This is a genomic window from Methanosarcina sp. UBA289, assembly GCA_002496565.1.
GTDB lineage: Archaea > Halobacteriota > Methanosarcinia > Methanosarcinales > Methanosarcinaceae > Methanosarcina.
This window is the reverse complement of sequence record DAKJ01000018.1, coordinates 562371-585567: the sequence shown is the minus strand read 5'-3', so window position 1 is coordinate 585567 and position 23197 is coordinate 562371. Positions and strand designations below refer to the sequence as shown.

General features: G+C 41.6%; 20 protein-coding genes and 1 pseudogene. 6 read left to right on the top strand and 15 right to left on the bottom strand.

Annotation, left to right across the window (positions count from 1 at the left end; translation table 11 throughout):
- Positions 1–14 precede the first annotated feature (14 nt).
- From BP549_RS10520 to BP549_RS10495, 6 genes are read right to left on the bottom strand one after another with little or no spacing between them, the layout of a single operon-like run.
- Complete coding sequence (locus tag BP549_RS10520) at positions 15–533, bottom strand: NADH-quinone oxidoreductase subunit B family protein (RefSeq protein ID WP_292380430.1); 519 nt, start codon at positions 531–533, stop codon at positions 15–17.
- Between the two features lie 10 nt (positions 534–543).
- On the bottom strand, positions 544–2220 hold the full coding sequence (locus BP549_RS10515; RefSeq protein WP_292380428.1) for an NADH-quinone oxidoreductase subunit C: 1677 nt from the start codon (positions 2218–2220) through the stop codon (positions 544–546).
- A gap of 15 nt (positions 2221–2235) precedes the next feature.
- A complete protein-coding gene (locus BP549_RS10510; RefSeq protein ID WP_292380425.1) occupies positions 2236–3711 on the bottom strand; it encodes a proton-conducting transporter membrane subunit in 1476 nt (491 codons plus the stop codon).
- Positions 3711–4409, bottom strand: coding sequence for a hydrogenase subunit (locus BP549_RS10505; protein ID WP_292376507.1), 699 nt, complete (start codon positions 4407–4409; stop codon positions 3711–3713). The genes BP549_RS10510 and BP549_RS10505 overlap by 1 nt, the downstream gene beginning before the upstream one ends.
- Positions 4406–5347: a respiratory chain complex I subunit 1 family protein gene (locus BP549_RS10500; RefSeq protein WP_292380422.1), complete on the bottom strand. Its 942-nt coding sequence runs from the start codon at positions 5345–5347 to the stop codon at positions 4406–4408. Before BP549_RS10500 ends, BP549_RS10505 begins: the two co-directional genes overlap by 4 nt.
- Positions 5344–7278 carry a proton-conducting transporter membrane subunit gene (locus tag BP549_RS10495; protein WP_292380419.1) on the bottom strand — a complete coding sequence of 645 codons (1935 nt, stop codon included), beginning with the start codon at positions 7276–7278 and terminating at the stop codon, positions 5344–5346. The genes BP549_RS10500 and BP549_RS10495 overlap by 4 nt, the downstream gene beginning before the upstream one ends.
- Before the next feature lie 511 nt (positions 7279–7789).
- Here BP549_RS10495 and BP549_RS10490 point away from each other — a divergent pair.
- A pseudogene (locus tag BP549_RS10490) lies at positions 7790–8271 on the top strand (hydroxylamine reductase); the annotation flags it as partial.
- Between the two features lie 55 nt (positions 8272–8326).
- On the opposite strand, the gene BP549_RS10485 reads toward BP549_RS10490, so the two are convergent.
- The 6 genes from BP549_RS10485 to BP549_RS10460 form a co-directional block, all read right to left on the bottom strand.
- Positions 8327–9016, bottom strand: coding sequence for an ABC transporter ATP-binding protein (locus BP549_RS10485; RefSeq protein ID WP_292380417.1), 690 nt, complete (start codon positions 9014–9016; stop codon positions 8327–8329).
- Positions 9017–9037: 21 nt separating this feature from the next.
- Positions 9038–10147: an ABC transporter permease gene (locus BP549_RS10480; RefSeq protein WP_292380415.1), complete on the bottom strand. Its 1110-nt coding sequence runs from the start codon at positions 10145–10147 to the stop codon at positions 9038–9040.
- A 92-nt stretch (positions 10148–10239) separates the two neighbouring features.
- Complete coding sequence (locus tag BP549_RS10475) at positions 10240–11664, bottom strand: COG1361 S-layer family protein (protein WP_292380413.1); 1425 nt, start codon at positions 11662–11664, stop codon at positions 10240–10242.
- Between the two features lie 575 nt (positions 11665–12239).
- Positions 12240–12662, bottom strand: coding sequence for an ester cyclase (locus BP549_RS10470; protein WP_292380411.1), 423 nt, complete (start codon positions 12660–12662; stop codon positions 12240–12242).
- Positions 12663–12787: 125 nt separating this feature from the next.
- Positions 12788–13126, bottom strand: a complete 339-nt coding sequence (locus tag BP549_RS10465) for a cupin domain-containing protein (protein WP_292376494.1) — start codon at positions 13124–13126, stop codon at positions 12788–12790.
- A gap of 564 nt (positions 13127–13690) precedes the next feature.
- Positions 13691–14512, bottom strand: a complete 822-nt coding sequence (locus BP549_RS10460; RefSeq protein WP_292376492.1) for a TrmB family transcriptional regulator — start codon at positions 14510–14512, stop codon at positions 13691–13693.
- A gap of 442 nt (positions 14513–14954) precedes the next feature.
- Here BP549_RS10460 and BP549_RS10455 point away from each other — a divergent pair, with 442 nt between their 5' ends.
- Both BP549_RS10455 and BP549_RS10450 read left to right on the top strand, forming a co-directional pair.
- Positions 14955–15593 (top strand): DUF6448 family protein, encoded by a 639-nt coding sequence (locus tag BP549_RS10455; protein ID WP_292380408.1) that lies wholly within the window; start codon positions 14955–14957, stop codon positions 15591–15593.
- A gap of 77 nt (positions 15594–15670) precedes the next feature.
- Positions 15671–16213, top strand: coding sequence for a DUF6448 family protein (locus tag BP549_RS10450; protein ID WP_292376488.1), 543 nt, complete (start codon positions 15671–15673; stop codon positions 16211–16213).
- 38 nt (positions 16214–16251) lie between these two features.
- On the opposite strand, the gene BP549_RS10445 is transcribed toward BP549_RS10450, so the two are convergent.
- Complete coding sequence (locus BP549_RS10445; protein ID WP_292380407.1) at positions 16252–16923, bottom strand: RibD family protein; 672 nt, start codon at positions 16921–16923, stop codon at positions 16252–16254.
- A gap of 156 nt (positions 16924–17079) precedes the next feature.
- Here BP549_RS10445 and BP549_RS10440 point away from each other — a divergent pair, with 156 nt between their 5' ends.
- Together BP549_RS10440 and BP549_RS10435 are read left to right on the top strand one after the other, a co-directional pair.
- Positions 17080–17991: an ABC transporter ATP-binding protein gene (locus tag BP549_RS10440; RefSeq protein WP_292380403.1), complete on the top strand. Its 912-nt coding sequence runs from the start codon at positions 17080–17082 to the stop codon at positions 17989–17991.
- Complete coding sequence (locus BP549_RS10435; RefSeq protein ID WP_292380400.1) at positions 17984–19237, top strand: ABC transporter permease; 1254 nt, start codon at positions 17984–17986, stop codon at positions 19235–19237. Before BP549_RS10440 ends, BP549_RS10435 begins: the two co-directional genes overlap by 8 nt.
- 448 nt (positions 19238–19685) lie before the next feature.
- On the opposite strand, the gene BP549_RS10430 is transcribed toward BP549_RS10435, so the two are convergent.
- Together BP549_RS10430 and BP549_RS10425 are read right to left on the bottom strand one after the other, a co-directional pair.
- The gene (locus BP549_RS10430) at positions 19686–19820 is read right to left on the bottom strand and encodes a hypothetical protein (RefSeq protein ID WP_292376480.1); all 135 of its coding nucleotides are present in this window, start codon (positions 19818–19820) and stop codon (positions 19686–19688) included.
- A gap of 64 nt (positions 19821–19884) precedes the next feature.
- Positions 19885–21456 carry a PAS domain-containing protein gene (locus BP549_RS10425; protein ID WP_292380399.1) on the bottom strand — a complete coding sequence of 524 codons (1572 nt, stop codon included), beginning with the start codon at positions 21454–21456 and terminating at the stop codon, positions 19885–19887.
- A gap of 1178 nt (positions 21457–22634) precedes the next feature.
- Here BP549_RS10425 and BP549_RS10420 point away from each other — a divergent pair.
- Positions 22635–22877, top strand: coding sequence for a hypothetical protein (locus BP549_RS10420; protein WP_292376476.1), 243 nt, complete (start codon positions 22635–22637; stop codon positions 22875–22877).
- Positions 22878–23197: the final 320 nt, after the last annotated feature.

Here is a 23197-nt window from a genome sequence, read left to right as displayed (position 1 = left end):
ATATTCTAATGATTTCAGTTTTCATTTTCCTTATTTTTTACTAGGGCAAAGATCCCACGCAGAATTTCTTTCGGAGAGGGAGGGTTCCCAGGAATTTTTATATCCACAGGCAGGATTTTGTCAACTCCTCCAAGTACGGCATAAGAGCCTTTGTAAATCCCGCCATTGCAGGCATCGTCTCCGACTGCGATCACGAATTTCGGGGAGGGCATGGCTTCATAAGTTTTTAGAACGGCTTTGGCCATATTCAGGGTGACTGCACCTGTAACCAGCAGGACATCAGCATGCCTTGGAGAAGCCACAAAAGAGATCCCGAATCTTTCAACATCATAATGCGGGGCTCCGAGGTTTGAAATCTCAAGCTCGGTTGAATTGTCACTGCCTGAATCCAGTTCGCGGATTGCAAGGCTGTGCCCGAAAACTTTGTTAATTTTCGCTTTCGTTTCGGAGCCGAGAGCGTCAAGTTCAGTGTCTGAAAACTCAAATTCTTCCGTTACTTTTGGGCGGAAAACATACATCAGAGGATTTACCATTCATTTCACCTCAGAGGTCGGTTCCTGCATAGGAAAGATTAAGGCTCTTATTGATCAAGGGAAAATCAGGAACAATATTCCCGAGCACTGCATGTTCTATGGCCTGCCAGTTGCAGAAAGAGGCAGTTCTCACCTTGTAGCGGTCAATTAGCCCGTTTCTGACATAGACCCAGTGCAGGTTCTGTCCCCGTGCAGCTTCAACCATTGAAAGGGCGTACCCATTAGGGATATTTAAAATCGCAAACCCTGTATTTTCGGCGGTAATTGCGCCTTTCGGAATTAACGCTATAAACTTCTGGATCAGGGTAACTGAGTTCAGAATTTCTTCAGCTTTAACCTCAAACCTGGAAAGGACATCGCCTGCGGTTTTAATCGATCTTTCCGGAGGTATGTCTTTGTATATGCCATATGGATGGTCAAGCCGGACATCATAAGAAGCCCCAGCCGCCCGGGCAATAGGGCCTGTAAGATTAAGCGGAGCAATCAGTTTCTTTTTCAAAATTCCGGTTGTTGAAAACCTGTCAATAAGGGACGAGGAAGCATGGACAGCTGTAATCGCGGATTCAAATTGCGGTACGAATATTTTCAAATAAAGGTTGAGTTTTGAAAGAGCCTCGCCTGAGATCTCTTTTTTTACACCTCCTAGATCTATGGCGTTTCTCATAAATCGGGAACCTGTAAGAAACTCGTTTTGCCTGAAAATATTTTCACGGAAGATTAGGAAAGGCGTTGTCATTGTCGGGAACCCTATATCGGTAATCATGCCCGAGAGATCACTCATATGCGAGTAAATACGTTCCATTTCCAGAAGAATAGCCCGTAAATAGCTCGCTCTGGTCGGAATCTCGATTCCCGCAATTTTTTCGACGGCCGTGCAAAAGGCAACTGCATTGGCAACGGTTTCATCCCCACTTATGACTTCAGCAATCGGGACACAGGCAGAAGGGCTTTTTCCCTCGGCAAGTTTTTCTATTCCCCGGTGTTTGTAAAAGAGCCGGATTTCAAGATTAAAAATATGCTCTCCAATCGCGCTGAACCTGAAATGCCCAGGCTCAATAATTCCTGCATGAACAGGCCCGACCGGGATCTGGTACACGCCTTCACCCTCTACTTGTTTGAAAGTATATGCTTCCTCCGGGTTTTCGACACTCTGGATTTTTTCATTTTTAAAGGATTTCAGGAGAGGGTGAAAGCCTTCTGGATATGCCTCATGTAAAAAGAGTCTTCTTTTGTCAAAAGCATCCGTAAATTCTATCCCAAATCCATCCCGGACCTCACGCTCGTACCAGCAGGCTGAAGGGAAAACCGTGGCAATAGAAGTAGTTTCCATCCTGACACACCGCATAAAAGCAAATACGTCAGTAAAACCATTAAGCCTGAAAACATAAAAAAGAGTAAAATCAGGGCTTTCCTCAAAATCCTGGACACAGAACAGGCTTATCAGCACAAAACCCTTCTCGGGAAGCGAAAGTACGGTTTTTAAAAACTCTTCTTCTCCAAGAGGAATATAATATTCATTGTTTTTTCCCCTCCTGATTTGTGGCTTTTTGCCTGCAATGTTGACGATTAAATCCGTAGCGTACTGAGTCGCCAGAAGTGTAGAATTCACTGGAATCTGGTAATCCTCTCTTAATTGCAGGCCTGCCGGGATTAGGGAACTTACTGTGTTTTTGTTTGAATTCATCATCTCTTTGCCTCCCATTTACAGGTATCCAAGTTCATACACGATTACGTTCAACAGGTTTTCCAGAGGTTCCGGAAAGAAGACTCCAAGGGCCAGAATCATTAAAAGAATGGATAATATTGGAAATTTCATACCACTTCGGACTGTATAGGGAAGAAGTGGAGTTTCCAGACTTTCGGTTCCGGTTTCTTTTGAGCTCCGGGTAAAGGCTTCGATTAAAAATCTTGCAAATGCAGCTGATGCAATGACCAGAAGAAGAAGAACTGCAAAGACAAGAGATTTAGAAAACCCGAAGGCTTCCAGCAGGATAAAGAATTTGGCCGAAAAAATCGGGAAAGGAGGCATGCCTATGATTGCAAAGCTCCCAATAACGAAGCCCCAGCCTGCAATTGGCTGGAGTGAAAAAACGTCTCTGATATCCTGAATCATATTACTTTCATACTGCCTGTGCAGAATGCCTGCCGAAAAGAAGAGTGAGGCCTTGGTCAACGAGTGAGCAAGGATGTAAAAAAGCGCCCAGAAGAGAGCAAGAGGCGTTCCAATACCTATTCCGAGGAGGAGAATACCCATATGTTCCACACTTGAAAAAGCGATCAGCATTTTCAGGTTTTTCTGCAAAAGCATATTCAGGACTGCAATTGCTACCGTAAGCAGCCCAAAGCCTAGAAGGAACTGAGAGATCATATCTTCGGCCTGGGTCTGCCTGACAATTGCGTACATCCGCAGAATTCCGTACATGCCTATATTCAACAGGACTCCGGATAAGATGGCGCTTACTGCTGAAGGGGCTTTAGAGTGGGCGTCCGGAAGCCAGGTATGGAAGGGGAAAATCCCGGATTTCGCTGCAAAGCCAATAAACAGAAACACAAAACTTGCAGTCAGCATTTTAGGGGACAGAAGAGCTGCATTTTCAAGCAGTAGGGTCCAGTTCAGAGTTCCGCTGCCCAGGACTTCCCCGGAAAGCGTGTATAAAAAGATCAGCCCTATAAATGAAAAGAGCATGGCTCCCGAGGCTATGAAAATGTATTTGATGGCAGCGTCGATGTTTTCTCTGGCAGACAGGATTGCCACGAGTGCAGCTGAAAAAATTGTTGTCAGCTCGGCAAAGATCCAGAATAGAGCAAGGTTATCCGAAAAGAAAGCCAGGGTTACTATCGTAAGCAGGAGGCTGAAATCCATATAAAAAATTTTCAAGTTATTCCTGTGCAGTTCCTGGGCCTGCATTAGGCTCTCTACATAACCATTTGCATAGACAGAAGCCAGGAAGAACAGTAAGGCCGCAATCAGAACTTCATAGAGGCTGAGATGATCCACATAGAAATATTCGCTTCCGGTCTCAAACGGGACAGTGGTGGTGAACAGTGCATAAATCCCGATTGCAAGAAATGTAAGGGTGTGAAGGATGAAGAAGGCATTCATTGTCTTGTGGGACTTTGAAAGTGTGATAAGGGCAAGAACTATGGCTCCCACTGCCAGATAACTGAGTATTATCATTAATCTTCCCTCCCTGACCAAATTTTAAGTGTCTGGAGGCGCTGGTGATATTCCTCCCTCGTAGAATCGAGACCAATCGCCAGGATAGTTGTCAACAATACGAGAATCATAAGGTCTATTACGATCAGGATTTCTATGATAAAGGGAAGATCCGCAACAAAGATTCCAAAGAGGAGTACTCCATTTTCCATTGTCAGGTATCCTATGACTTTTGTAATCACCTTTTTCCGGCTGAATATCACAAGCATACCCATGAGAGTTAGGGATAAGCCTATAACAGCCCCGATGAAAAACAACTTCCCTAGGATATACTCACTGAAAAAGCCTGAGAGGAAGACATAGGCAAGCAGGATCAGGCCTATACTAACAAGGAGGGAAGCTGTCGGCTCCAGATAATTAAACTTCAGGTCACGGCTGATTTTGATTTTTTCCCCTATGAGGTTTATAAAAAGGGGAATTAGTAGCACCTTGCTCACAAGCGTAAGGGCTGCAATCGCAAGTAGCGTTTGGTTTCCCTCAATCATGTAAAGGAAAGAGGCGATCAGGACCAGTAGCAGGGATTGGACAGCATATACGGTCAGTAACGAGGCGATATTCCTTGTGGAAAGGGTAAAAGCTGCAGTGATCAGTACAAAGACAAAAAGGATTCTAATTATGCCTTCGAGAAATTCCGGATCTGCAAGGAAGGAAAATATCATGCGAACACCTCCATTAGGATGGTAAGTGCGGAAAAGAAAAACGCCATCATATAGAAGCTGGGTAGCCTGAAAAGCCGCATTTTTGCAATGGAAGATTCAAAAAGGCCTATTATTCCTGCAAGCAAGCTGGCTTTTACAAGGAAATATAGGCATGAGACCACAAAGCCTGCGAGAGTAAGCTCGGTTGCAAGCCCCCAGGGAGCCAGGATATTTATCAGGACTGCCATCAAAATTGTCTGTTTAACAGCATGGGCAAGCTCTATTAAAGCTAGGTTTTTTCCGGATTGCTCCAGAATCATCGCTTCGTTCATCATGGTAAGTTCAAGATGTGTTGCCGGGTTGTCCACGGGAATCCTTCCGGTCTCCACTATAATAATAATGAAAAGGGAAATCGAAATAAGAGGCAGGGTTGGGCTTTCCGGGATTGTGGATCCGGCAGTTATTGCAAACATTTCATGAAAATTCATGGTTCTTAAGACATATGCAAGCGCAGCAAAAGCTATAACCATTGTAGGTTCAATCACGGCCGAGAGGCTCATTAAGCGGGAACTGCCCATACCTCCGAAAGTGCTACCTGCATCAAGCCCGCAGAGCGCCATAAAAAAGCGTTCTATTGCGAGCAGGTAAAGGAAAACTATTATGTTTCCGATTCCTGCAGGGGCATCAGGGATAAAGACAATCGGGACAAAGAGTGAGGCTAGGAGAAGGACTGCCAGGTTGAGGTAAGGAGTAATTCTCATAATTCCGGAAGAGTTAGGCGAGTACACAACCTCTTTTTGCAGAAGCTTGCGCAAATCGAAATAACTCTGCAGGAGCCTCGGGCCTTTTCTTCCCTGGGCAGATGCCTTAACCTTTTTAATCAGGCTCATAAAGAATGGTGAGACCAATAAAATAAAGCCCGTATTTAACAGGGCGAATAAGAGGAATGAAGCATTCATGCAAAATACCTCGTAAATGTCATCAGTGTTAGTACTGCAATGAAAACGTAGAGTACATAGGTATCCAGCTTCCCACTCTGCATTCTGGAAACCTGGGAAGAGACATGGCTGACCGCAGAGGCTACAGGAAGATAAAGGCGCTTTTCAAAGACTTTTATTAAATACATTCTGGCAGTCCCGTTTTTAAAAATGCTTTCTCTGGTATCTGAATATGTTCTCGTACTGGAGATCTCAGTCCTGTAAATCTTTTTGAAAATAACCACAAGAGGCTCCGAAAAACCTGCAGAGCTATACTCCATTGTCGGGTGCTGGGCCAGGATTCCACAGCCCCAGGTTTCTTTGCTTATCCTCGCTTTCGTAGGGCCGGAATTGCGAACCACAAGCCATACAATCCCGCAGGCGCCTGCAAGAATCAGCCCAAGAGGCAGCATGTCCGGGATCCCAAGGTCAAAGCCGAGCAGATTCAGAATTTGGGATGAAAACAGCCCTGAAAGGATACAGAAAGCTGCAGGCACAGCTTCCCCTAACAACATGGGTTTTGGGACTTCGGCGGCTTCCTGTGCACATTTCGTCCTCGGAAGGGCAAGGAAGGTAATTCCAAAAATCTTTACAAAAAGAGTTGCTGCAAGCGCACTTGTAAGGGCAAAGACTGAAAGTGTAATAATTAGAAGAACCTTTAGAAGAGGGTCCGGAACTGCTGAAGAGTAGAAATAAGCCTGAAAAAGCATCATCTCACTTACAAAACCGCTTGTTGGAGGAAGGCCGACAATTGAGACCGAACCTATCAGAAAAAGAGCGGCAGTATGGGGCATACTTTTTACAAGGCCTCCTAAGGCCTCGATATTCCGTGTGCCGGTGGCATGGACCACTGAACCTGCGCAAAGGAAAAGCAAACTTTTGAAAAGAGCGTGGTTAAATGCATGGAAACAGGCTCCTGCAAGGCTTAACAGGGCAAGGTACTGAAGTCCTTCCAGTTTAAATATCAAATACAGGCCAATTCCTGTAAATATGATGCCGATATTTTCGATACTGCTGTAAGCAAGCAGCCTTTTTATATCGCTTTCTTTAAGGGCGTAGATTACCCCTAATACGGCTGAGAGACTTCCTACCATAAGGATTAGGGTACCCCACCAGAGTTCTGGGGCGGAGACCGAGAGTAAAAATCGCAGGAAACCGTAGATTGCAACTTTCAGCATGACGCCTGACATTAGAGCTGAAATGCTCGAAGGGGCTGCAGGATGAGCATAGGGCAGCCATTTGTGGAATGGAACAAGTCCTGCTTTAATTCCAAAACCTGTAAAAAGGCAGAGGAAAGGCAAAGTCAAATCGTTTGTCGAGTAATCCAGCGGTCCGAATTCGGCAGAGTCCGTCAGCCTGAACAGACTTATAAAGCCCATGAAAAGAAAAGCTGTACTCAGGCTTGTCATTATGAAGTAGAAGAGCCCTGCTTTTTTGTTCTCTTCCGAGGAATAGTCGTGGAGTACAAGCATTAAGGAAGAAAGAGACATTATTTCCCAGAAAACAAGGAAACCTACCATGTTTCCTGCAAGCACGACCATGAGCATGGCAAGAATAAACAGGTTTGTAAGTGATGCCTGAAGACTTTTTCTGGCTTCACTTTTAGCGTGTTCCACATATTCAATAGAATATATCGAAACACCTGACACAACGGCTGCAATCAGCAGAATAAAGCCTGCCGAAAGTCTGTCTGCAACTAAGGTGAAATCCAGTCCTGGCAGAAATCTGAAAACTGGAAAAGTAGGCCCTTTTCCTGTATAAAGGACCGTGCCTGCAAAAACCAGAAGCAAGATTGAAGAAAGAAGTGATAGGCCAAAGGAGGCCTTTCTTGCATTCTTACTGCGACACAGAAGAGGCAGGACAGTTCCGGAAATGAAGGCTATAAAAGAGACGTAAATGAAGGCTTCAAGCAAATTGCTTCACTCCTTAAACCGGGTTGTGGCGGTTAAAACGAAATCTGAAAATTGTATTTCAGTCCGAACCGAGCGTTGAAACTCTTCATCCCATATACCGCTTAAAGCGAGATTTTTGAAACTTTCCTTCCTATAAGAGATAATGGAAATAATTCCATAAGTCGTGTTAGCATTCCCCCGTAAACCTCTATTTCAAGGGTTTTTCCCGGTAATTTTTGGCCCAATATTTCCTATCATTATACAGATTTACTTTATAAACTTTTTTGTAAATATTTGACTTCTCATTCATGACATTCACTTTCTAAAAAATGAGGCTAGTCGAGCTTCCCAATATTTAATAAAAAAGCTTTTTTCCTATTCTAAAAGGAATACATTTACATTTTTATTTTATCTCTCTATTTTTATACTACTTATGTTTGTACAACTCTACCTGATAATGTCTATTACACATTTAAACTAATTAAAAACCTACACCACTGAGAAAAAGAGATGGATTTGACTTTTCGGCCCGATTCTCGATAAGGCAAACACTGAAACCTATGGAAACCCTAAGCTACAGTTGTTAATATAGGTGTGAGAAACAGGCCAGGAATCCTGATCCGCGGACACGACCTTCGGGATCTGGAACAACTTCTTGAGCAGACAAAGGGCACAGGAATTGACATTTATACGCATGGAGAAATGCTGCCAGCAAATGCCTATCCTGCCTTCAAGAAGTATGATAACTTCGCAGGTAATTACGGGGATGCCTGGTGGAAACAGAACAAGGAATTCGAGAAGTTCAACGGCCCAATCCTCATGACTACAAACTGCATAATTCCTCCAAGAGGATCATATAAAAATCGGATCTATACTACAGGGGCCGTTGGATTTGAAGGGCTCACCCATATCTACGAAAAAGAAGACGGCACAAAGGATTTCACTCCTCTCATCGAGCAGGCAAAAACAAGCAAGCCTCCCGAGCCGATCGAAAGCGGAACTATAACCGCAGGACTCCCTGAAAAAGATGGGAAGATGCATTTAATGTTTCTCCCTTCCCATCTTTTTATTACTCTAACACACCATCCTTCAACCTTATTATCCGGTCAACGTACTCCACATGCCAGTCCTCATGCGTGACCATTACAATCGTCTGCTCCTCCTCTTTATTGAACTTCCTGAATAGCTCAAGAACCTGCTTTGAAGCCGTACTGTCCAGGTTCGCACAGGGCTCGTCTGCGAAAAGAACTCTTGGTTTGTGGGCAAGCGCCCTGGCAATCGAAACTCGTTGCTGCTGGCCTCCACTCATTTTGGAGGGTAACTGCTTCAATCTGTCTTCAAGCCCAACGGCAATCAGCATCGCAGAGGCTGCCTTTTGGCATTCCTCTTTGTTCTTACCCTGCATCATTAGGGACAGATATACATTTTCAATTGCGGAAAGTTCGGGCAGCAGGGCATAGTCCTGGAAGACATAGCCAAGGTTGCGTAGACGAAATTCTCCTTTTTCTTTTTCGGACATTCTGGAAGTGTCAACAGAATCGATAATAATGGTTCCTGAGGTAGGGATGTCAAGGAGACCTAGCTGATTTAAGAACGTAGATTTACCACTACCACTTGACCCCATTATGGCTACGAATTCTCCGCGTTTGATCTTGAGGCTCACATCGCGGAGGGCGCGAACTTCAACTTCTCCCATCCAAAATGTCCTTGTGACATTCTGCGCTTCGATAATCACATTACTTTCTGTATTATTCTCCATTTGATTCACTATCCCTGATTTTTATTTGCCCCATATTAATTCAAGAAGACCTTTTTTAGACAATTTATAGGCAGGAATGAAAGAACCTATCACAGCTGCCAGGAAGAGGAGAACCGCTCGACTTAAGGCTTCGAAATTTTCTAGTATCAGGCTGATAGGGCCTACGGCGATCTGGATGGGATGAGTGATAGTATAAGGGCTTATGATGTAATGCATGATGAGATAACCCAGCATAATTCCAATGAAGGCATAGAGCATAGCCTGGATAACAAAGGAGTTAACGATAACTTTTTGATCAATTCCTATGGCTTTCTGGACTCCAATCTGACGTTTTTTGTTTACAATGTTTACGTAGATCACAACAAAGATGATCACGAATGCGATCAGGAGGCCAATTGCACTGAAAACATTTCGGAGCATTGTAAGGGTATTTTCTATCGTCTTCAGCATACCTGCAAACTCATGCCAAGTCCGAACCTCTTCCTTTATCCCCAGGGAAAGCAGCTTCATCCGAGCATCTCCTTCATTGATATCTGAAGTAGTTTTTACGGCAATTTCATTCGCCCGGTTCTTTACGCCGATGATTTCTTCCATATCTGCCTTGTTAACATAAGCCGAAGAGTCGGTATTGGAATAGAGAGTGCTATAGATGCCCTTTACTCGAAATTCGCGATTTATGCCTTCAATTTTGACGTCTACAGTATCTCCTACCTCTACCCCACCAAGGGATTTGGATTCCATAAGAGCTCCATACCCTCCAGAAACTTCCCGCCCAAGTATTATCTCTCCCCGGTCAAGGCGGCTTATAAATTCCCCGTCGATCATGGCTGATTCCAGATGGGTAACCAGAGATTCGTCCCCGGCATCAATACCGTAAATAGCAGTTCCCACTTCTTTTCCCTGATAACTGATGACTCCTGAATTTCTCAAACGAGCTGAAGACCCAATAACTTCTGGAAGTCCTTCTATTTTTTTCTGGAGGGATGAGGTATTTTCGATATATTTTTCTTCTTCCGAGGGCTCTATGACCAGGTTTCCTGTTTGGTAATCCACCATCAGTTTATTGAACTGAATCGTAACTCCGCCAAGAATACTTGAAAAGAGTACAATCTGCAAAAAGATAAGGGTCATGACTAGAATCGTAAACGTCGTGATCCCTTTGTTGCCTCTTATAATGGAGCGGCTTGCAAGGAAAAAGGAGACTTTCTCTTTTTCAAGAATAATCAGACACCTCTTTCAGTTTGTTTATCTGATTTTTTTCCCTTCACTTTTCCCTTTATCTTTCCAAAACGAATGGCAAGAGAACCCATACGTCCCCACGGACAGACTTTTCCATGAGAGCAGTTTTTCCAATTGGGACAGACCTTCCTTTTCCTTATTACTAAAAATATTATAATAACCGGTATAACAAGGATAAAGAAAGGAACTTTCACGGAAGGAATTTTTGAGTTATTCCCGAGCACGTTGAGGTTAAGGTCTTCGTTAAGCTGGTGCTCTCCAAAATCATCCTCATATTCTATTAGGAGGGTCACTTCCTGCTCGCCCGCTTTTTCAGGGACAAAAGTGAAGACTGCAGGGGCATCATCATTCTTTTCCAGGCGCCCAAGGAAGGCGCTTGTGCTTCCGTCGCCTTCAAGCCCTTCAAGCCTGGCTTTAACGGCGCGGGCTTCCCCTTCTCCTACATTTTCAAGCCGCAAGATCATGGATACCTGCTGCCCCTTTACAGGCATCCCTTGATCAAACTTTAGACTTGAAATGTCGATCTTTGCCCGGTTAAGGACGTTAATTCCAATCTCCTGGATTTTGTCTATCTGGAAGGTTTCAGCGTCATTTGAGGCCGTTATCCTTAAGGGTATCTTGTAAGGCTGAACAGGTGCATTGCTGCCTAGAAGGAGTTTGAATGATATATTTTCGGAGCTATCTGTACTCAGGTTTTCAACGAAGTGAACATTATCTTCCAATGGGATTAAAGGTGAGGACTCATTAAGGCCAAGCATTACCCTGACATTTTTTGCGTCCCCGTTTCCTGCGTTCTTAACTGCTGTCCTGAGGTAAAATTCCTGTCCTGGAACTATGGCTCCTGATGACGAATTATCCTCGTTTACAGGAAGAATTTCAGTGCCTGTAAGTACAAGGTCCGGGTTTCCATCCACCCGAATCGGAATTATTTTAGAAAAACTTGTTCCGTTATCGTCTTTTATAGTAAATTCAAGCTGGTAGTCTCCAGATTCAGCATTTGCATCCACTCTGAAATAGAAATTTAGTTCTACCTTTGAACGCTGCCGGATCTGATCAATTTGAAAGAAGCGTTCTGTGTTCGTCCCGGAACCATAAATCTCTGAGGTACTATACTTAAAAATAAAAGGGGAAATTTCCTCAATTCCGACTATCACGTTTTTTGCGGGATCATCTCCAATATTCTCCACATTAATTTTTATAAGTAAATCTTCGCCCGGTCTGGCAGGGTTAGGGGAGATTTCAGAGACTTCCACTCCAAGATGAGTGTTTCCTGAAACTACAATTGCAGAAGTTAGGTTTGTCAAAAGGATGACTATCATCAATAAAGAGATCAGGAAACGGGAGGCTAATGAGAAATCTGTATTTTGTTTTATGACCCGTTGTTTTTTATTTGGATTAATTGATTTCATATTACTATCGAACCTGAGTTTGGTATATAGCCGTTATACTCAGTTTGCAACTCACATTGGGGGTATTACTCATCACAAATATCGGAATTGAAGGACAGGATAGTGATTCCAAAAAGAAATGTCTAGTGTCAGGTAATTATGGCATTTATGGTTGTGACTAAATATCAAAGATAAGGGCCATATTTGGATTCTTCTTGGAAGTTGTTATTAATTATAAAAAATATGTGGATGTTTATAGGGGAAGACTTCTGTAAGGAAGACAGAAAAGCAGTTTTCAGAAAGAAGGATTCTAAATCACCATTCAATAATATAGAACTTACACTGTTGGAATCAAAAATCAATAACATTAAATCTTTAATTTCTGCCCCAGAAATTCTTATACATGTAAACGCTTAAAATGATTCCTTTTTAATTAAATAAAAGGGGTTTTGGATAACCTTAATGCAAATTTCTGATATCTTTGAGGCATTGCTGCTATCCTGAAGCTCTACAAATTCTCAACATCATCATCTGCCTATCCTTATACCCTAAAATCTACTTTAAAACCTGCTACGAACGTGTATCTATTTTTTATCTTAGTTCCTAGGTGCAGGAATAATCCCTAGCTGTTGCATCAGCCCAAAAAGGTTAGCCTCGCCCCATATCTCAGTAATCTTACCGCCCTTAATGCGGAAGATCTCTATACCAGTCATGGTTATTGGCTTGCCTGTAGCCGACAAATCCATAAAATCACCTTTATGTACGCCGCGAGCTGTGAAACGAACAGCCACTTTATTACCCTCGGCAATCATATCCTCAATTGTAACATTAAGGTGCTCAAAGGCTGCCCTGCATGTGGTAATTATTTCTTTCATTCCTTCGATTCCAGGAGATGCAGGAAGAGGACCATGTATAGAGAAATCAGGTGATAACAATATGTCAGCGATGCTTAGATTTCCTTTAGAAGGGCCTTCTTCAAAGAATTGGCGAACTATTGCTTTGTTTTCTTCTGTAGACATGTTTACCCCATTTGTGTCTTATCTGTCCTGTTTTTAGTTTCTTTGTTTGCGATCTGTATCTTCTCAGAGTAAATAACCCATATTTTTGAGCTTTTTTATAACTGTTCTCCCACTTGCTATACACTTTACAGCAGCCGTGTAGATGCAGTTTGCCTTGGTGCTTTTACGACCAGCACCCGGAAGATATCATCTCCGGGGTTCAGGAGGCGGTGGGGGATATTTGCAGGACTATCTATTAACATGTCCTTGCTGACTTCCTGTTGTTCGTCACCAATCTCAACAACACCTTTTCCCTCAAGAATATAGAAAAAGACGTCTGTGGGAGTGATGTGTTTTCTTAAGGACTCCCCTGGCTTGAGTTCTATATGTGCTGCCTGAGCATGTTCCGTATCATAGAGCACCCGGACGCTTACATTGTTAGGGTTCGGCTTTTCAGGTGCGGATTTCATTTCAACAACTTTCATTTCATTTACTCCTTTTGACAACAATTTTTGTGTTTTTCAGCATTATGCCGGTCATGTAAGTGACTTTGAAAATTATTTTTTTGGCTATCCTTTATATCCCAGATTCCATTCTGAAACTTGGTATATAGCCATTATACTCGGTTTGTAACTCGCATCTAGTGTATTAGTATTAAATTTTGGAATCTGGGGATATGGTCGTTCTTCAAAAAGAGGTATTCAGGTTTTCGGGCAATTCATGGCATTCATTGCTGTAGATTGTAGGTAAATGAACAGGGAAGTACGTAAAGAAGATAGATGAGGCCGTTTCCAGAATATGAGATTCTGAGGCACTATCAACGATAGTTAAGAGTTCAAGAGTGTGTCCAACTTTTTACCGGCATATAGAGAAAGAGGATAACGACTTTTTTCCAATAGCTAATGCTCGTCTAACTCAGAGGGTTGAGGGGGTTAACTGAAGCCCTTTGAAATTGTAGGGTTTTGAGAAATGGAGACATTTAAGCATGAGGAGTTCAACAGGTTATTGTATAGTCTGAAAGAGACATATGTGAAATCCAAATTAATTATTCATTCCGTAGCCTTTTCTTCCAGCTCAAATATCTTCCCTACTTTCCACATTATATCGAACTCTTTCCGTAGGCTTTTGGCAAGATCAGCATCCCAGATTTTCACAACTGAAATGAGCCGGTCTTTATCTAGGGGATGAGGTTGAAGTAATATCACCAGATTATTGTCAATGATCCCAAAATGCGAATTGGTACTTCTGACGGCTCTGATTTCCAAGTTTTTTTTCAATACTTCTAAAGTTTTTTCATCTTTTCTGGAAAGAAAAGAAACAAAGTTATTAAACTGTGGGGAAACCAACATTTTGACTTTGACCCCTCGTTCAAGGGATCTTACAAATTCATCAAATATTACAGTCAATACTGGCATTCCTAGAGAGTGAGGAACTACACATGACGACTCTCTTGCTTCGCTGAAGAGAGAAATTACAACTTTTTTAATATCGGTTTCAGTGACCGCAGTTGCCCAGAATATCTCATCTTTTGTTTTAAGAGATGAGGTAGTCATTAGTATCTTTTTTAATTCATCAGTCTTAAGCTTCAAAGCCTCCAGTTCTTTTTCGACTTCAGATTCCTTTTTTTTAATAACTCTATCTAAAGCAATGTCTGGCTTGACTCCCCTGAACTTTTTGGGTCTTGAACGCTGGACTTCAACAAAACCCTTTTCTACCAAGGAATCAAGGGCGCTGTAGACTTTCCCATAGGGTACCTCTGCATCCTTATAGATAGTACTTGCTTCGGAAACGCCTAATTTCAGAAGAGAAAGATAGATAGCCGATTCATAAGCACTTAGGCCAATTTCCTTCAGAAGCTTAGTCTTTTGCATATTGAAATTTAAATCTTGATTCCTTAAAGTAGTTTCTAAGGGAAAGCATAAATTATATAGTGTGAAAACCCACAAACATTATCAAAAATACCCTCATGTTATGCAAAAATAGATTTTCATCTTATGCAAAATCCTGGGGCAGTAACTATGAAATCCAATTTTCTATCTTGATGATATTGCAAAGCACGTAGAATGTACTTTTTATAACAGCAAAAGCTACACAGGTACAGTAAGGTATACAGTATTTCTTCTATGATAAAGCTCTTCTTTGTAAGATGTTTCAGGAGTCTTCCGAAATAAGTAAGAGTCAAAAATTATTTATTCAATTGGTTATATAAAACTATTAATTCCAGACTGTATAATTTGGAATTTTAGTTTGGATTCTCACATAAAAACTATAGTAAGTTTGTCAAGAGGGGGTAATGCTATAAGAGCATATACTATGCTATTTACAGCATTTTTGGTTATCTTGGGAATTGCAGTTACGACGCCTGTAAGCGCACATTGTGATACTATGGACGGCCCGGTTGTCAAGGCGGCCCAGGAAGCGTTGGAAACGGGAAATGTAAACTTGGTCTTAATCTGGGTTCCAGAGAAGGACGAAGCCCAGATTAAAGAAGCCTTTAACAACACCATCGCTGTCAGGAAACTGAGTCCGGAAGCTAAGAAGCTTGCAGACATGTATTTCTTCGAAACTCTGGTACGTGTGCATAGAGCAGGAGAAGGAGCGCCTTATACCGGCTTGAAACCTGCAGGGCTTGATATGGGACCTGCAATTCCTGCCGCCGATGAAGCTCTTGAAACCGGTTCGCCTGATAAGCTTGTAAAGCTCTTAACCGATGCAACGGAGAATGGAACTCGCGAAGAATTCAGTAAAGTAATGGAAAAGAAGAATTTCAGCGCAGATAACGTCAGTGCCGGCAGAGAATATGTTGAGACCTATGTCCCGTTCATTCACTATGTGGAAAGAGTCTACGAAGCTGCTACAGCTCCTGCAGAAGGCCACTATATAGAAGCAGATAACGAGAGTGGAGAAATACAGATCCATGCTGAAGAGACAAAGATGGCCTCTGCTAAATGAATAAAGTAGTTCTACGAGGCTCTTGCATAAATATTATGCTGAGTAAGGATAAATAAAAATTTCCAGGAGGAAAGGGTTTGCCACCACATTGTGATACAATGGATGGGCCTGTTGTTAAGGCAGCAAAAATGGCTTTGGAAACAGGGAATATCAATCTTATACTTCCCTGGGCACCGAAAGAAGCCGAGGACGATATTAAGAATGCTTTTGAGAAAACTCTGAATGTAAGAAAACTTGGCAAGGAAGCTGCGGAGCTTGCAGATTATTGGTTCTTTGAAACTGTTGTGCGTCTGCATAGAGCAGGGGAAAGGGCGCCTTATACGGGACTGAAGCCCGCAGGGCTTGATTGGGGTCCAGTAGTTCCAAAAGCGGAAAAAGCTATTGAAGAAGGAGATGCAAAAGAAGTAATTGACTTATTGTTGCATACAGTTGAAGAAGAACTGCAAAAAAGATTCAGAAACGCAATAGCTAAGAAGAATTACGATGACAATGATGTGGATGCGGCAAGAGAATACATACAAGCGATGCTTGGTTTTGTCCTATATTCGCACCACCTGTATGCATATGTAAAAGACGTAGGAGAACATGACGCAGAAGGAGCTCAAGGGCACAAGGATTGATTATTTGTCTGTATTCAGAACTACAGTTTCCAGCTCTTTCACTTCTTCAAAACCCTGTAAACCAGACGTACATATTTCTTTTCCACAATTTCATTTTTTAAAAGTCCAAGCTGAATCCCGCTTTTCTCAAGATTCCTGAAAAGGTTTGTCCCATTTTTCCCTACAATCTCAGGGGTAAGAATCAGGCTGATTTCCTCGACGAGATCCTGTTCGAGTAAAATGCTATTCAGTATCCCACCGCTATCCGAAACTACAAGTTCAAAACCGTACTTTTCGTTTGCAATCTCCAGTGCCTGTCTGATGTTTACACGATCTGCTCCGGTCTGAATGAAATCATAATTTCTTTCTTTAAGGTAATTTATATAAGCTTCAGGAGTCTTTTCCGAAACAAGAACAATTACATCTTTGCTGAACTCGGAACGCCTGAAAACATGCATTAACCCTTCAAGGATTCCTCTTGAGTCAGCAATTAGCCAGTATGCCCTGGGATCGTCGGGTTGGATTTCAGGTTTTTTGAAGTCCGATTCCTCTTCAGGTGGAATTTTTTCGCAGAAGAACTGAGTTCCAGTTTTTGCAGTGTTTGAGCCTACTATCATGGCATCGGGCTGATAACTGCTCAGGATTTTATAGTGAACTTCAATATTTGCTTCGAAGCCAGTAGTAGAGCCGTCGAGACTTATACTGTTGTGAATAACTACTTTCGGTATCATACTATCCCCTGGATTTTCCTTACTTATCCTGTTGAACTCCCACTAACTCTTTTAATGCTGAAAAATTACTTTTAAACGCCTAATCAGTTTTTAATTAATTTGAAGTTTCTATAATATATCGAAGAAGTTATCTGTATTGGAATGTATTTAATTTTAATGCATACTATAGAATTTGAAAACGTATCAAAGTCTTTCTCAGAAAAGAGTGTTCTCGAGGATATATCGTTTTCAGTCAGGCAGGGCGAGATATTTGGGCTTCTCGGGCCAAACGGAGCAGGAAAGACAACACTTATAAGACTTCTTCTTGACATTATAAGACCGGACTCCGGGGAAATACGCATCTTTGGGGATTTCCTGAGCCCTGCTGCAAAAAACAGGATAGGATACCTTCCCGAAGAACGGGGACTGTATAAGAAAACAAGACTTCTTGATATGCTGGTCTATCTTGCACAGCTTAAAGGCATACCAAAAAAACAGGCTCATTTAAATGCCGAATCCCTTCTCAAATCCCTTGAATTAGACCAATATAGAAATAAAAAAGTTGAAGAGCTTTCCAAAGGAATGCAACAGAAGGTCCAGTTCCTTTCCGCAATTATCCATGAACCTAAGCTTTTAATCCTTGATGAACCCTTTTCCGGGCTTGACCCTGTAAATACGAAGACGGTTATGACCAGAATCCTGGGACTCAGGGCAGCAGGAAAAACAATAATCCTTTCTACACATATGATGGAGCAGGCCCAGTCACTTTGTGACAGGATTCTTATGCTTAATAAAGGCAGGAGGGTACTTTACGGCCCTGTAGACGATATCAGGAAGGAACGTGGAAATAACTCTCTGATTGTAGAATTTGCAGAAAAAGGAGATTTGAAAGCAATTAGGGAAATTTCTGGAATAAAGAAAGTAATAGAACATGGAAAATTGGTTGAGATTTTCCCTGAAGAAGGAATAAGCGCCCAGATCCTTCTTGAAGAGCTTGTCCAGAAAGCAAACCTTATACGTTTTGAAAAAACACTTCCCTCCCTGAATGAAATCTTTATTCAAACTCTGGAGAGTGCCTCAAATGAATAATTTTCCCGGGAAAACCTTTATTGTTGCAAGGCACGAGTTCCTGAAAACAATAAAGCGTAAAGAATTTATTTTTATGACCTTCCTCTTCCCCCTCCTATTTGCAGGAATCACTATTCTTCCGGCAGTGCTTTCAGGTATGAACCAGGCAGAAGACCAGAAAGTAGGTTATATTGATATGACTGGCTCTCTTGGATTTCCAGAATCAATCCAGAGCAAAGGCTTTTCTCTAGAGCCCTCAGAGGCAAAAACCTCAGTTGTAGAATTTGTAATATACAAGGATATTTCCGATGCAAGGCAGGCCTTACAGGCAGGACAGATTTCTTCCTACCTCGTTATTCATGAAGACTTTCTTAAAACCGGAACAATAGAACTGTATAGCCTTGAAAAAGAAGCGTCTATGCAAAATTTTGAACTGTCCGCCGAACTCTCTAATATCGTTATTACTTCCCTCCTTAAAGACAAAGTGGATGAGCTAACGCTCAACAGGATCCGAGATCCGGTTAACATAAGGTTTTATAATGTAGGAGAGAGTGGAGAGTCTTCCGAGCAGGGTATTGCTGATATCTTTGCCAGCTTTGGCCTTCCTTTTCTTACAGCTTTTCTCCTCTTCTTCAGCATTTTTTCATCATCTGGCTTTCTGCTTCGCGGTGTTGCCGAGGAAAAAGAGAACAGGATAATAGAGATCCTGCTGTCTTCCGTAACTCCTTCCGAAATCCTTACAGGCAAGATCTTTGGTCTTGGCGCAGTCGGCCTTCTGCAGGTTGTAATCTGGCTTGCGGCAATAACGCTCGGGAGCGGGTATGCCCTTACTGTAAAAATCGAACCTGTCACTCTCTTCCTTGCTATCATTTATTTCATATTTGGTTTCCTCTTTTTTGCCAGCGTAATGGCAGGAATCGGGGCTGTCACCAGTTCCCTTCAGGAGAGCCAGCAAATTGCAGGATTTTTCACGTTTGTAGCCGCATTTCCCCTCATATTCATGCAGATGATTGTTACAAACCCGGACAGCTTATTTTCAGTCTTTCTTTCTCTCTTTCCCATCAGTTCGCCTGTAGCCATGCTTGCCAGGATGGGAACTACATCTGTTCCTCTTTACCAGATTCTTGCCAGCATCTTCATTCTGTTGATTTCAGTTTATGTTGTGATCTTGCTTTCCAGTCGGCTTTTCAGGACTTATCTGCTCATGTATGGAAAAAGACCGAAAGTAAAAGAAATCTGGAAGAATATCTGGACAGGATCAAGATAAAGGAAACAAAACGATGCTTTTAATTGTCGTATAAAACTCTTAAACTCTTTATTCGATTAAAAGGGTTTTTGAGTACCTGATCTTTAAGGGAGGCAAATAGTAAAGTTGCCTCCTAAGGCTAACTTGTTAAAATGCCAGAATAATAAGACCCTTTTTTAGGTAAACAAAGGTGCTCAATTGATTAATATAAAAACTTGTTAAATATATTACACTTCTATCGTTAGTATTTTATAATATTATTTACATACTAATTATTGGTTCATAAGGGAGTAACTGTGAAATGGAGGAAAATGCCGGGCAGCTTCAAAACTGACCCAGTCATGAACTTCATTGACATAGAACAAACCTTGTGAACCACCTAACTCACCTTTTCTAGATGACCTTTTAATTCTACTCTTTAATCTTTAACTTCTTTTCCCAGGCTTTTTTCAGTTCTATCCTCAGCTTTTCATTTCATTTTCTGTTGTGAATCCAGCAGTCTCTCGATTTCTACAGCAGCTATTTCGTTGCTTTGCCCTAAGTAATCCAGAATGTCCATTGGGATGTTGTGGTTTGCTCGTCCTGACAGCAATTTTTTCGGCATCAAACTACCTTCTTCATAGGATCTTTATGAGGGTTTGGAGGGTTTTGAGGCTTATAGTAGTTCCTTATGAGAGTTCCGCTTGAATGCAGACTGGAGCGATATAGTTTACCACCTGGAGAGCAGTACTCTCTAGGAAGTTTCGAATATTCAAGGGAATTCTATCCAAGGTATGGGAGGTGTAGTTCAGGCTGCCTACAATTTCCCCTCTGTATTTCAGAGGGATTATAGCAACAGCCTTTATTCTTTCTCTCTTTATTGCGTCAGCCATTTCATCGGAGTAGAACTCCAGTGAATATATGGGCTTTCCAATCTGGATTTGCTTTGCCTCCAGAGAATCTGCCTTATATCTGGAAATATTTTCTCTAAACTCGGGGGAAATTCCCCTAGATGCTACCAGGTTTATCTGATCCAGGAGTTCATCCTTAAGATATATAGCTCCTGCATCGAGTCCGTTTATTTGCAGGCAGGCATCAAGAACCAAGTTGAGCATTGTCTGGAAATTCCAGGTAGTGCTCAGTTTCGTCCCGAGTTCTCGCTGGATTTCAAGCATTTTCTGGGCTTCTTTTCTTTCTGTAATATCAACTACAAGGCCCTGGAAATGGGTTGCTTTTCCATCTTCATTTCTCTGGATAAAGGTTTTCTCATCTACCCAGAGCATTTTTCCGTCCCCGGTAAAAATCCTGTATTCTACGTCGAAGGAATCCTGTTTCTCTTCGATGTTGCGTTTGAGGGTTTTAATAACTGAACCTATATCATCTCTGTGAATAGTGCTTTCGTAAGGAATTTTCCCTGAGGTAAAGTCTTCTACCTTATACCCGAACTGAGTTACATTTTCGGAAACGTACACTGTTGGCAGGTTTTCTTTGTTCTCCCATAGAAAAGCTACTGCTTGGCTATTGTTTATTATGGTTCTCAACATCTTCTGAGTTTCTAAAGACTTTCTGAGGGCTTCTTCGCTCTTCTTCCTCTCAGTTACATCCAGCACAAGCCCTTGCAGGTGAGTCACTTCTCCGTCAGGACTCCGCTGGATAAATGTCCTCTCATTTACCCAATGGAGGTCTCCGGCTTTTGTAAAGATTCTATACTCTATATTGAAGTCGACTTCACCTCTCCGGATACGCTCTTTAAGTGAATCCTTAACCCTCTTCAGGTCATCGGGATGGATAACATCTCCATAGAGGACCCTGCCTGAAATAAAATCCTCAACTGTATATCCAAACTGGACCACGTTCTCAGAAACAAACTCTGAAGGCCATTTTTCTTCATTTTTCCAGAGAAATACTACTGCATGACTGTTATTTACAACTGTCCTGATTATTTCCTGCATCTCAAGGATTGAAAGTAAATCCACGATTCCTATTGCCGCAATAACCTTTCCATCCTCTGAGAAGATTGGAGAAACAGCCACGTTCCTACCCAGATACGTACCTTCTTTGGGCACTCCGCGTATGGTTTTGCCGATCCTGAGCACCTCTTCAAGTATAGGGCCTGTATAATCTCTGTCAAGGATTTTACCATTCTCAAGGCGAAGTCCCTTTCGATTGAGGCTGCGGATAGTGGTTGGAAGCCCGACAAGGGAGTGCACCGCGACCGCTATCGACTCAAGTTCCTCAGGTCCTGCATTTTCAGATATCAAAGAAGTAATCTTCTCACCCCCAGAGAGATTCTGAAAATTCTTAAAAGTAAAAGATAGGAGAGTTTCAGCAGGAAGAAGCTAAGAGCTGAACCCTTTATACGTTGTTTTTTCCTTATTTTTCCTTATTTTAATACATTTTTAGTGGTTATGTAATGATTCTTAATTTATATAATTAAGATTTTCCTCAAATTTCGAGATTCCAATTACCTTTTAGATGGTTCTTTTCTAATCTCCATCCCTGTTAAAATTCCGGGGTCGGCATTTTTTTCCTCGGTTACTGCTGGAATGCTTGGGACTACTATTATTAGCGATTGAAAGATTAGTTCTGCAGTAATTGAGATATTAACGATTTGGATCCTTGGTAGGGCTTATGAACCTGAAGGGCAACGTAGAAAATGAGAAATATGTCATATAATGAGAAATATGTCATATATCATGATCTAATCACCTGAAGTCTCAAGCTACTTGCTTTTCAGTCCAATTTTGTAAGTCTTACGGAATTGAGGAAAAGGACATGCTTAATGAAAAAGAGTCTACGCTCTTAGAAAATATATATTTATAATGAGCTCATCCCAAAACTTGAAATTTGCTTCTTAGACCTTGTATTTCGAATAATCAATCAAGCTCAAGATCATGAAGACAACTTTGAATATTCCCAACGATTAAGAATAAGGTGGCTTTTGAGACAGGCTCAATATATTTCTCGATTCACTTATTTTTATATTATGTAAGTCGATATTAACTTTGATCTTATTTCAATTCTTAGTAAGTGAGTAATATTCTTGTAATGTTATACAATAAATGAGAATAAATTGTGATAAATATCATTACTGAAGACATATCTATGGCAATCTGATACAATTATTTCAGATTTTTAATATTTATTGGTTTCGTATTTATATTTCTATTGATATTATATTTTCTCAATGATAATCTCGTAGTGATACAATTTGAAATCGCTTTCATAGGCACATAATACATCAAGCATAAAATAAAAAAAAGTACATGAAACATAAAATAAAGAAAGAATGATCAACATACTCTTCAAAAAATAAACCTGGACGATTAATTAATAAATTAAGTAGTATTTGCTCAAGACATCTGCCTGTGAAAAATGATTATAAAGCGATAGCTTTGAATTGTATCAATTTTAACAAATGTTAGGGGTATAGACAAATATGGGGGAACAAGCATCTATCATAAAAAAGACGCTGGTCATCTTGCTGGTTGTCTTTTTTGTAGCATCTCTGACAGCTGCATCAGCAAGCGCCGCTGATGGACACGATGGAACAGGATCTGGTGGACAAGATAGAGCTATATCTAGTGGGCAAGATGGAACTGGATCTGATGGACACGATGGACATGATGGACACGGCTGTGACTGGCGGGGCGGTTGTGATAGGAACAATGGGTATAGCTGATGATTGCTGAGATGTAGGTGTCTTTATCTTACTTTCCTATCCACTTCCTCACTTTATTCCTTCAATAAAACAGATTTCTTTATCTTATTCTCTCACTTCTCTATTTATTTCGTAAAATCGATCTCTAAGCCTGGTTGGGATGGGCGCTGTCACTATTTGTACTCTACTTCTTCTCCCTTCAAGTCCTCTTTTTTAAGGGACGTGGCAACGCTTGAATTTCTACAGTGCAGGGACAAAGGCTTATTGCATCCGGCGCTGGAGATAACATTGTGAAAACTTCATTTCGAATGCGATCTCAATCATTTCTCTAAAAGTAATAA

Coding starts and splice junctions, on each gene's coding strand:
- BP549_RS10500 (WP_292380422.1), bottom strand. CDS start 5,347: ATGAATGCTTCATTCCTCTTATTCGCCCTGTTAAATACGGGCTTTATT.
- BP549_RS10520 (WP_292380430.1), bottom strand. CDS start 533: ATGGTAAATCCTCTGATGTATGTTTTCCGCCCAAAAGTAACGGAAGAA.
- BP549_RS10485 (WP_292380417.1), bottom strand. CDS start 9,016: ATGGAGAATAATACAGAAAGTAATGTGATTATCGAAGCGCAGAATGTC.
- BP549_RS10460 (WP_292376492.1), bottom strand. CDS start 14,512: ATGCAAAAGACTAAGCTTCTGAAGGAAATTGGCCTAAGTGCTTATGAA.
- BP549_RS10505 (WP_292376507.1), bottom strand. CDS start 4,409: ATGATATTTTCCTTCCTTGCAGATCCGGAATTTCTCGAAGGCATAATT.
- BP549_RS10440 (WP_292380403.1), top strand. CDS start 17,080: ATGCATACTATAGAATTTGAAAACGTATCAAAGTCTTTCTCAGAAAAG.
- BP549_RS10465 (WP_292376494.1), bottom strand. CDS start 13,126: ATGAAAGTTGTTGAAATGAAATCCGCACCTGAAAAGCCGAACCCTAAC.
- BP549_RS10470 (WP_292380411.1), bottom strand. CDS start 12,662: ATGTCTACAGAAGAAAACAAAGCAATAGTTCGCCAATTCTTTGAAGAA.
- BP549_RS10475 (WP_292380413.1), bottom strand. CDS start 11,664: ATGAAATCAATTAATCCAAATAAAAAACAACGGGTCATAAAACAAAAT.
- BP549_RS10445 (WP_292380407.1), bottom strand. CDS start 16,923: ATGATACCGAAAGTAGTTATTCACAACAGTATAAGTCTCGACGGCTCT.
- BP549_RS10420 (WP_292376476.1), top strand. CDS start 22,635: ATGGGGGAACAAGCATCTATCATAAAAAAGACGCTGGTCATCTTGCTG.
- BP549_RS10515 (WP_292380428.1), bottom strand. CDS start 2,220: ATGATGAATTCAAACAAAAACACAGTAAGTTCCCTAATCCCGGCAGGC.
- BP549_RS10435 (WP_292380400.1), top strand. CDS start 17,984: ATGAATAATTTTCCCGGGAAAACCTTTATTGTTGCAAGGCACGAGTTC.
- BP549_RS10480 (WP_292380415.1), bottom strand. CDS start 10,147: ATGACCCTTATCTTTTTGCAGATTGTACTCTTTTCAAGTATTCTTGGC.
- BP549_RS10510 (WP_292380425.1), bottom strand. CDS start 3,711: ATGATAATACTCAGTTATCTGGCAGTGGGAGCCATAGTTCTTGCCCTT.
- BP549_RS10455 (WP_292380408.1), top strand. CDS start 14,955: ATGCTATTTACAGCATTTTTGGTTATCTTGGGAATTGCAGTTACGACG.
- BP549_RS10430 (WP_292376480.1), bottom strand. CDS start 19,820: ATGCCGAAAAAATTGCTGTCAGGACGAGCAAACCACAACATCCCAATG.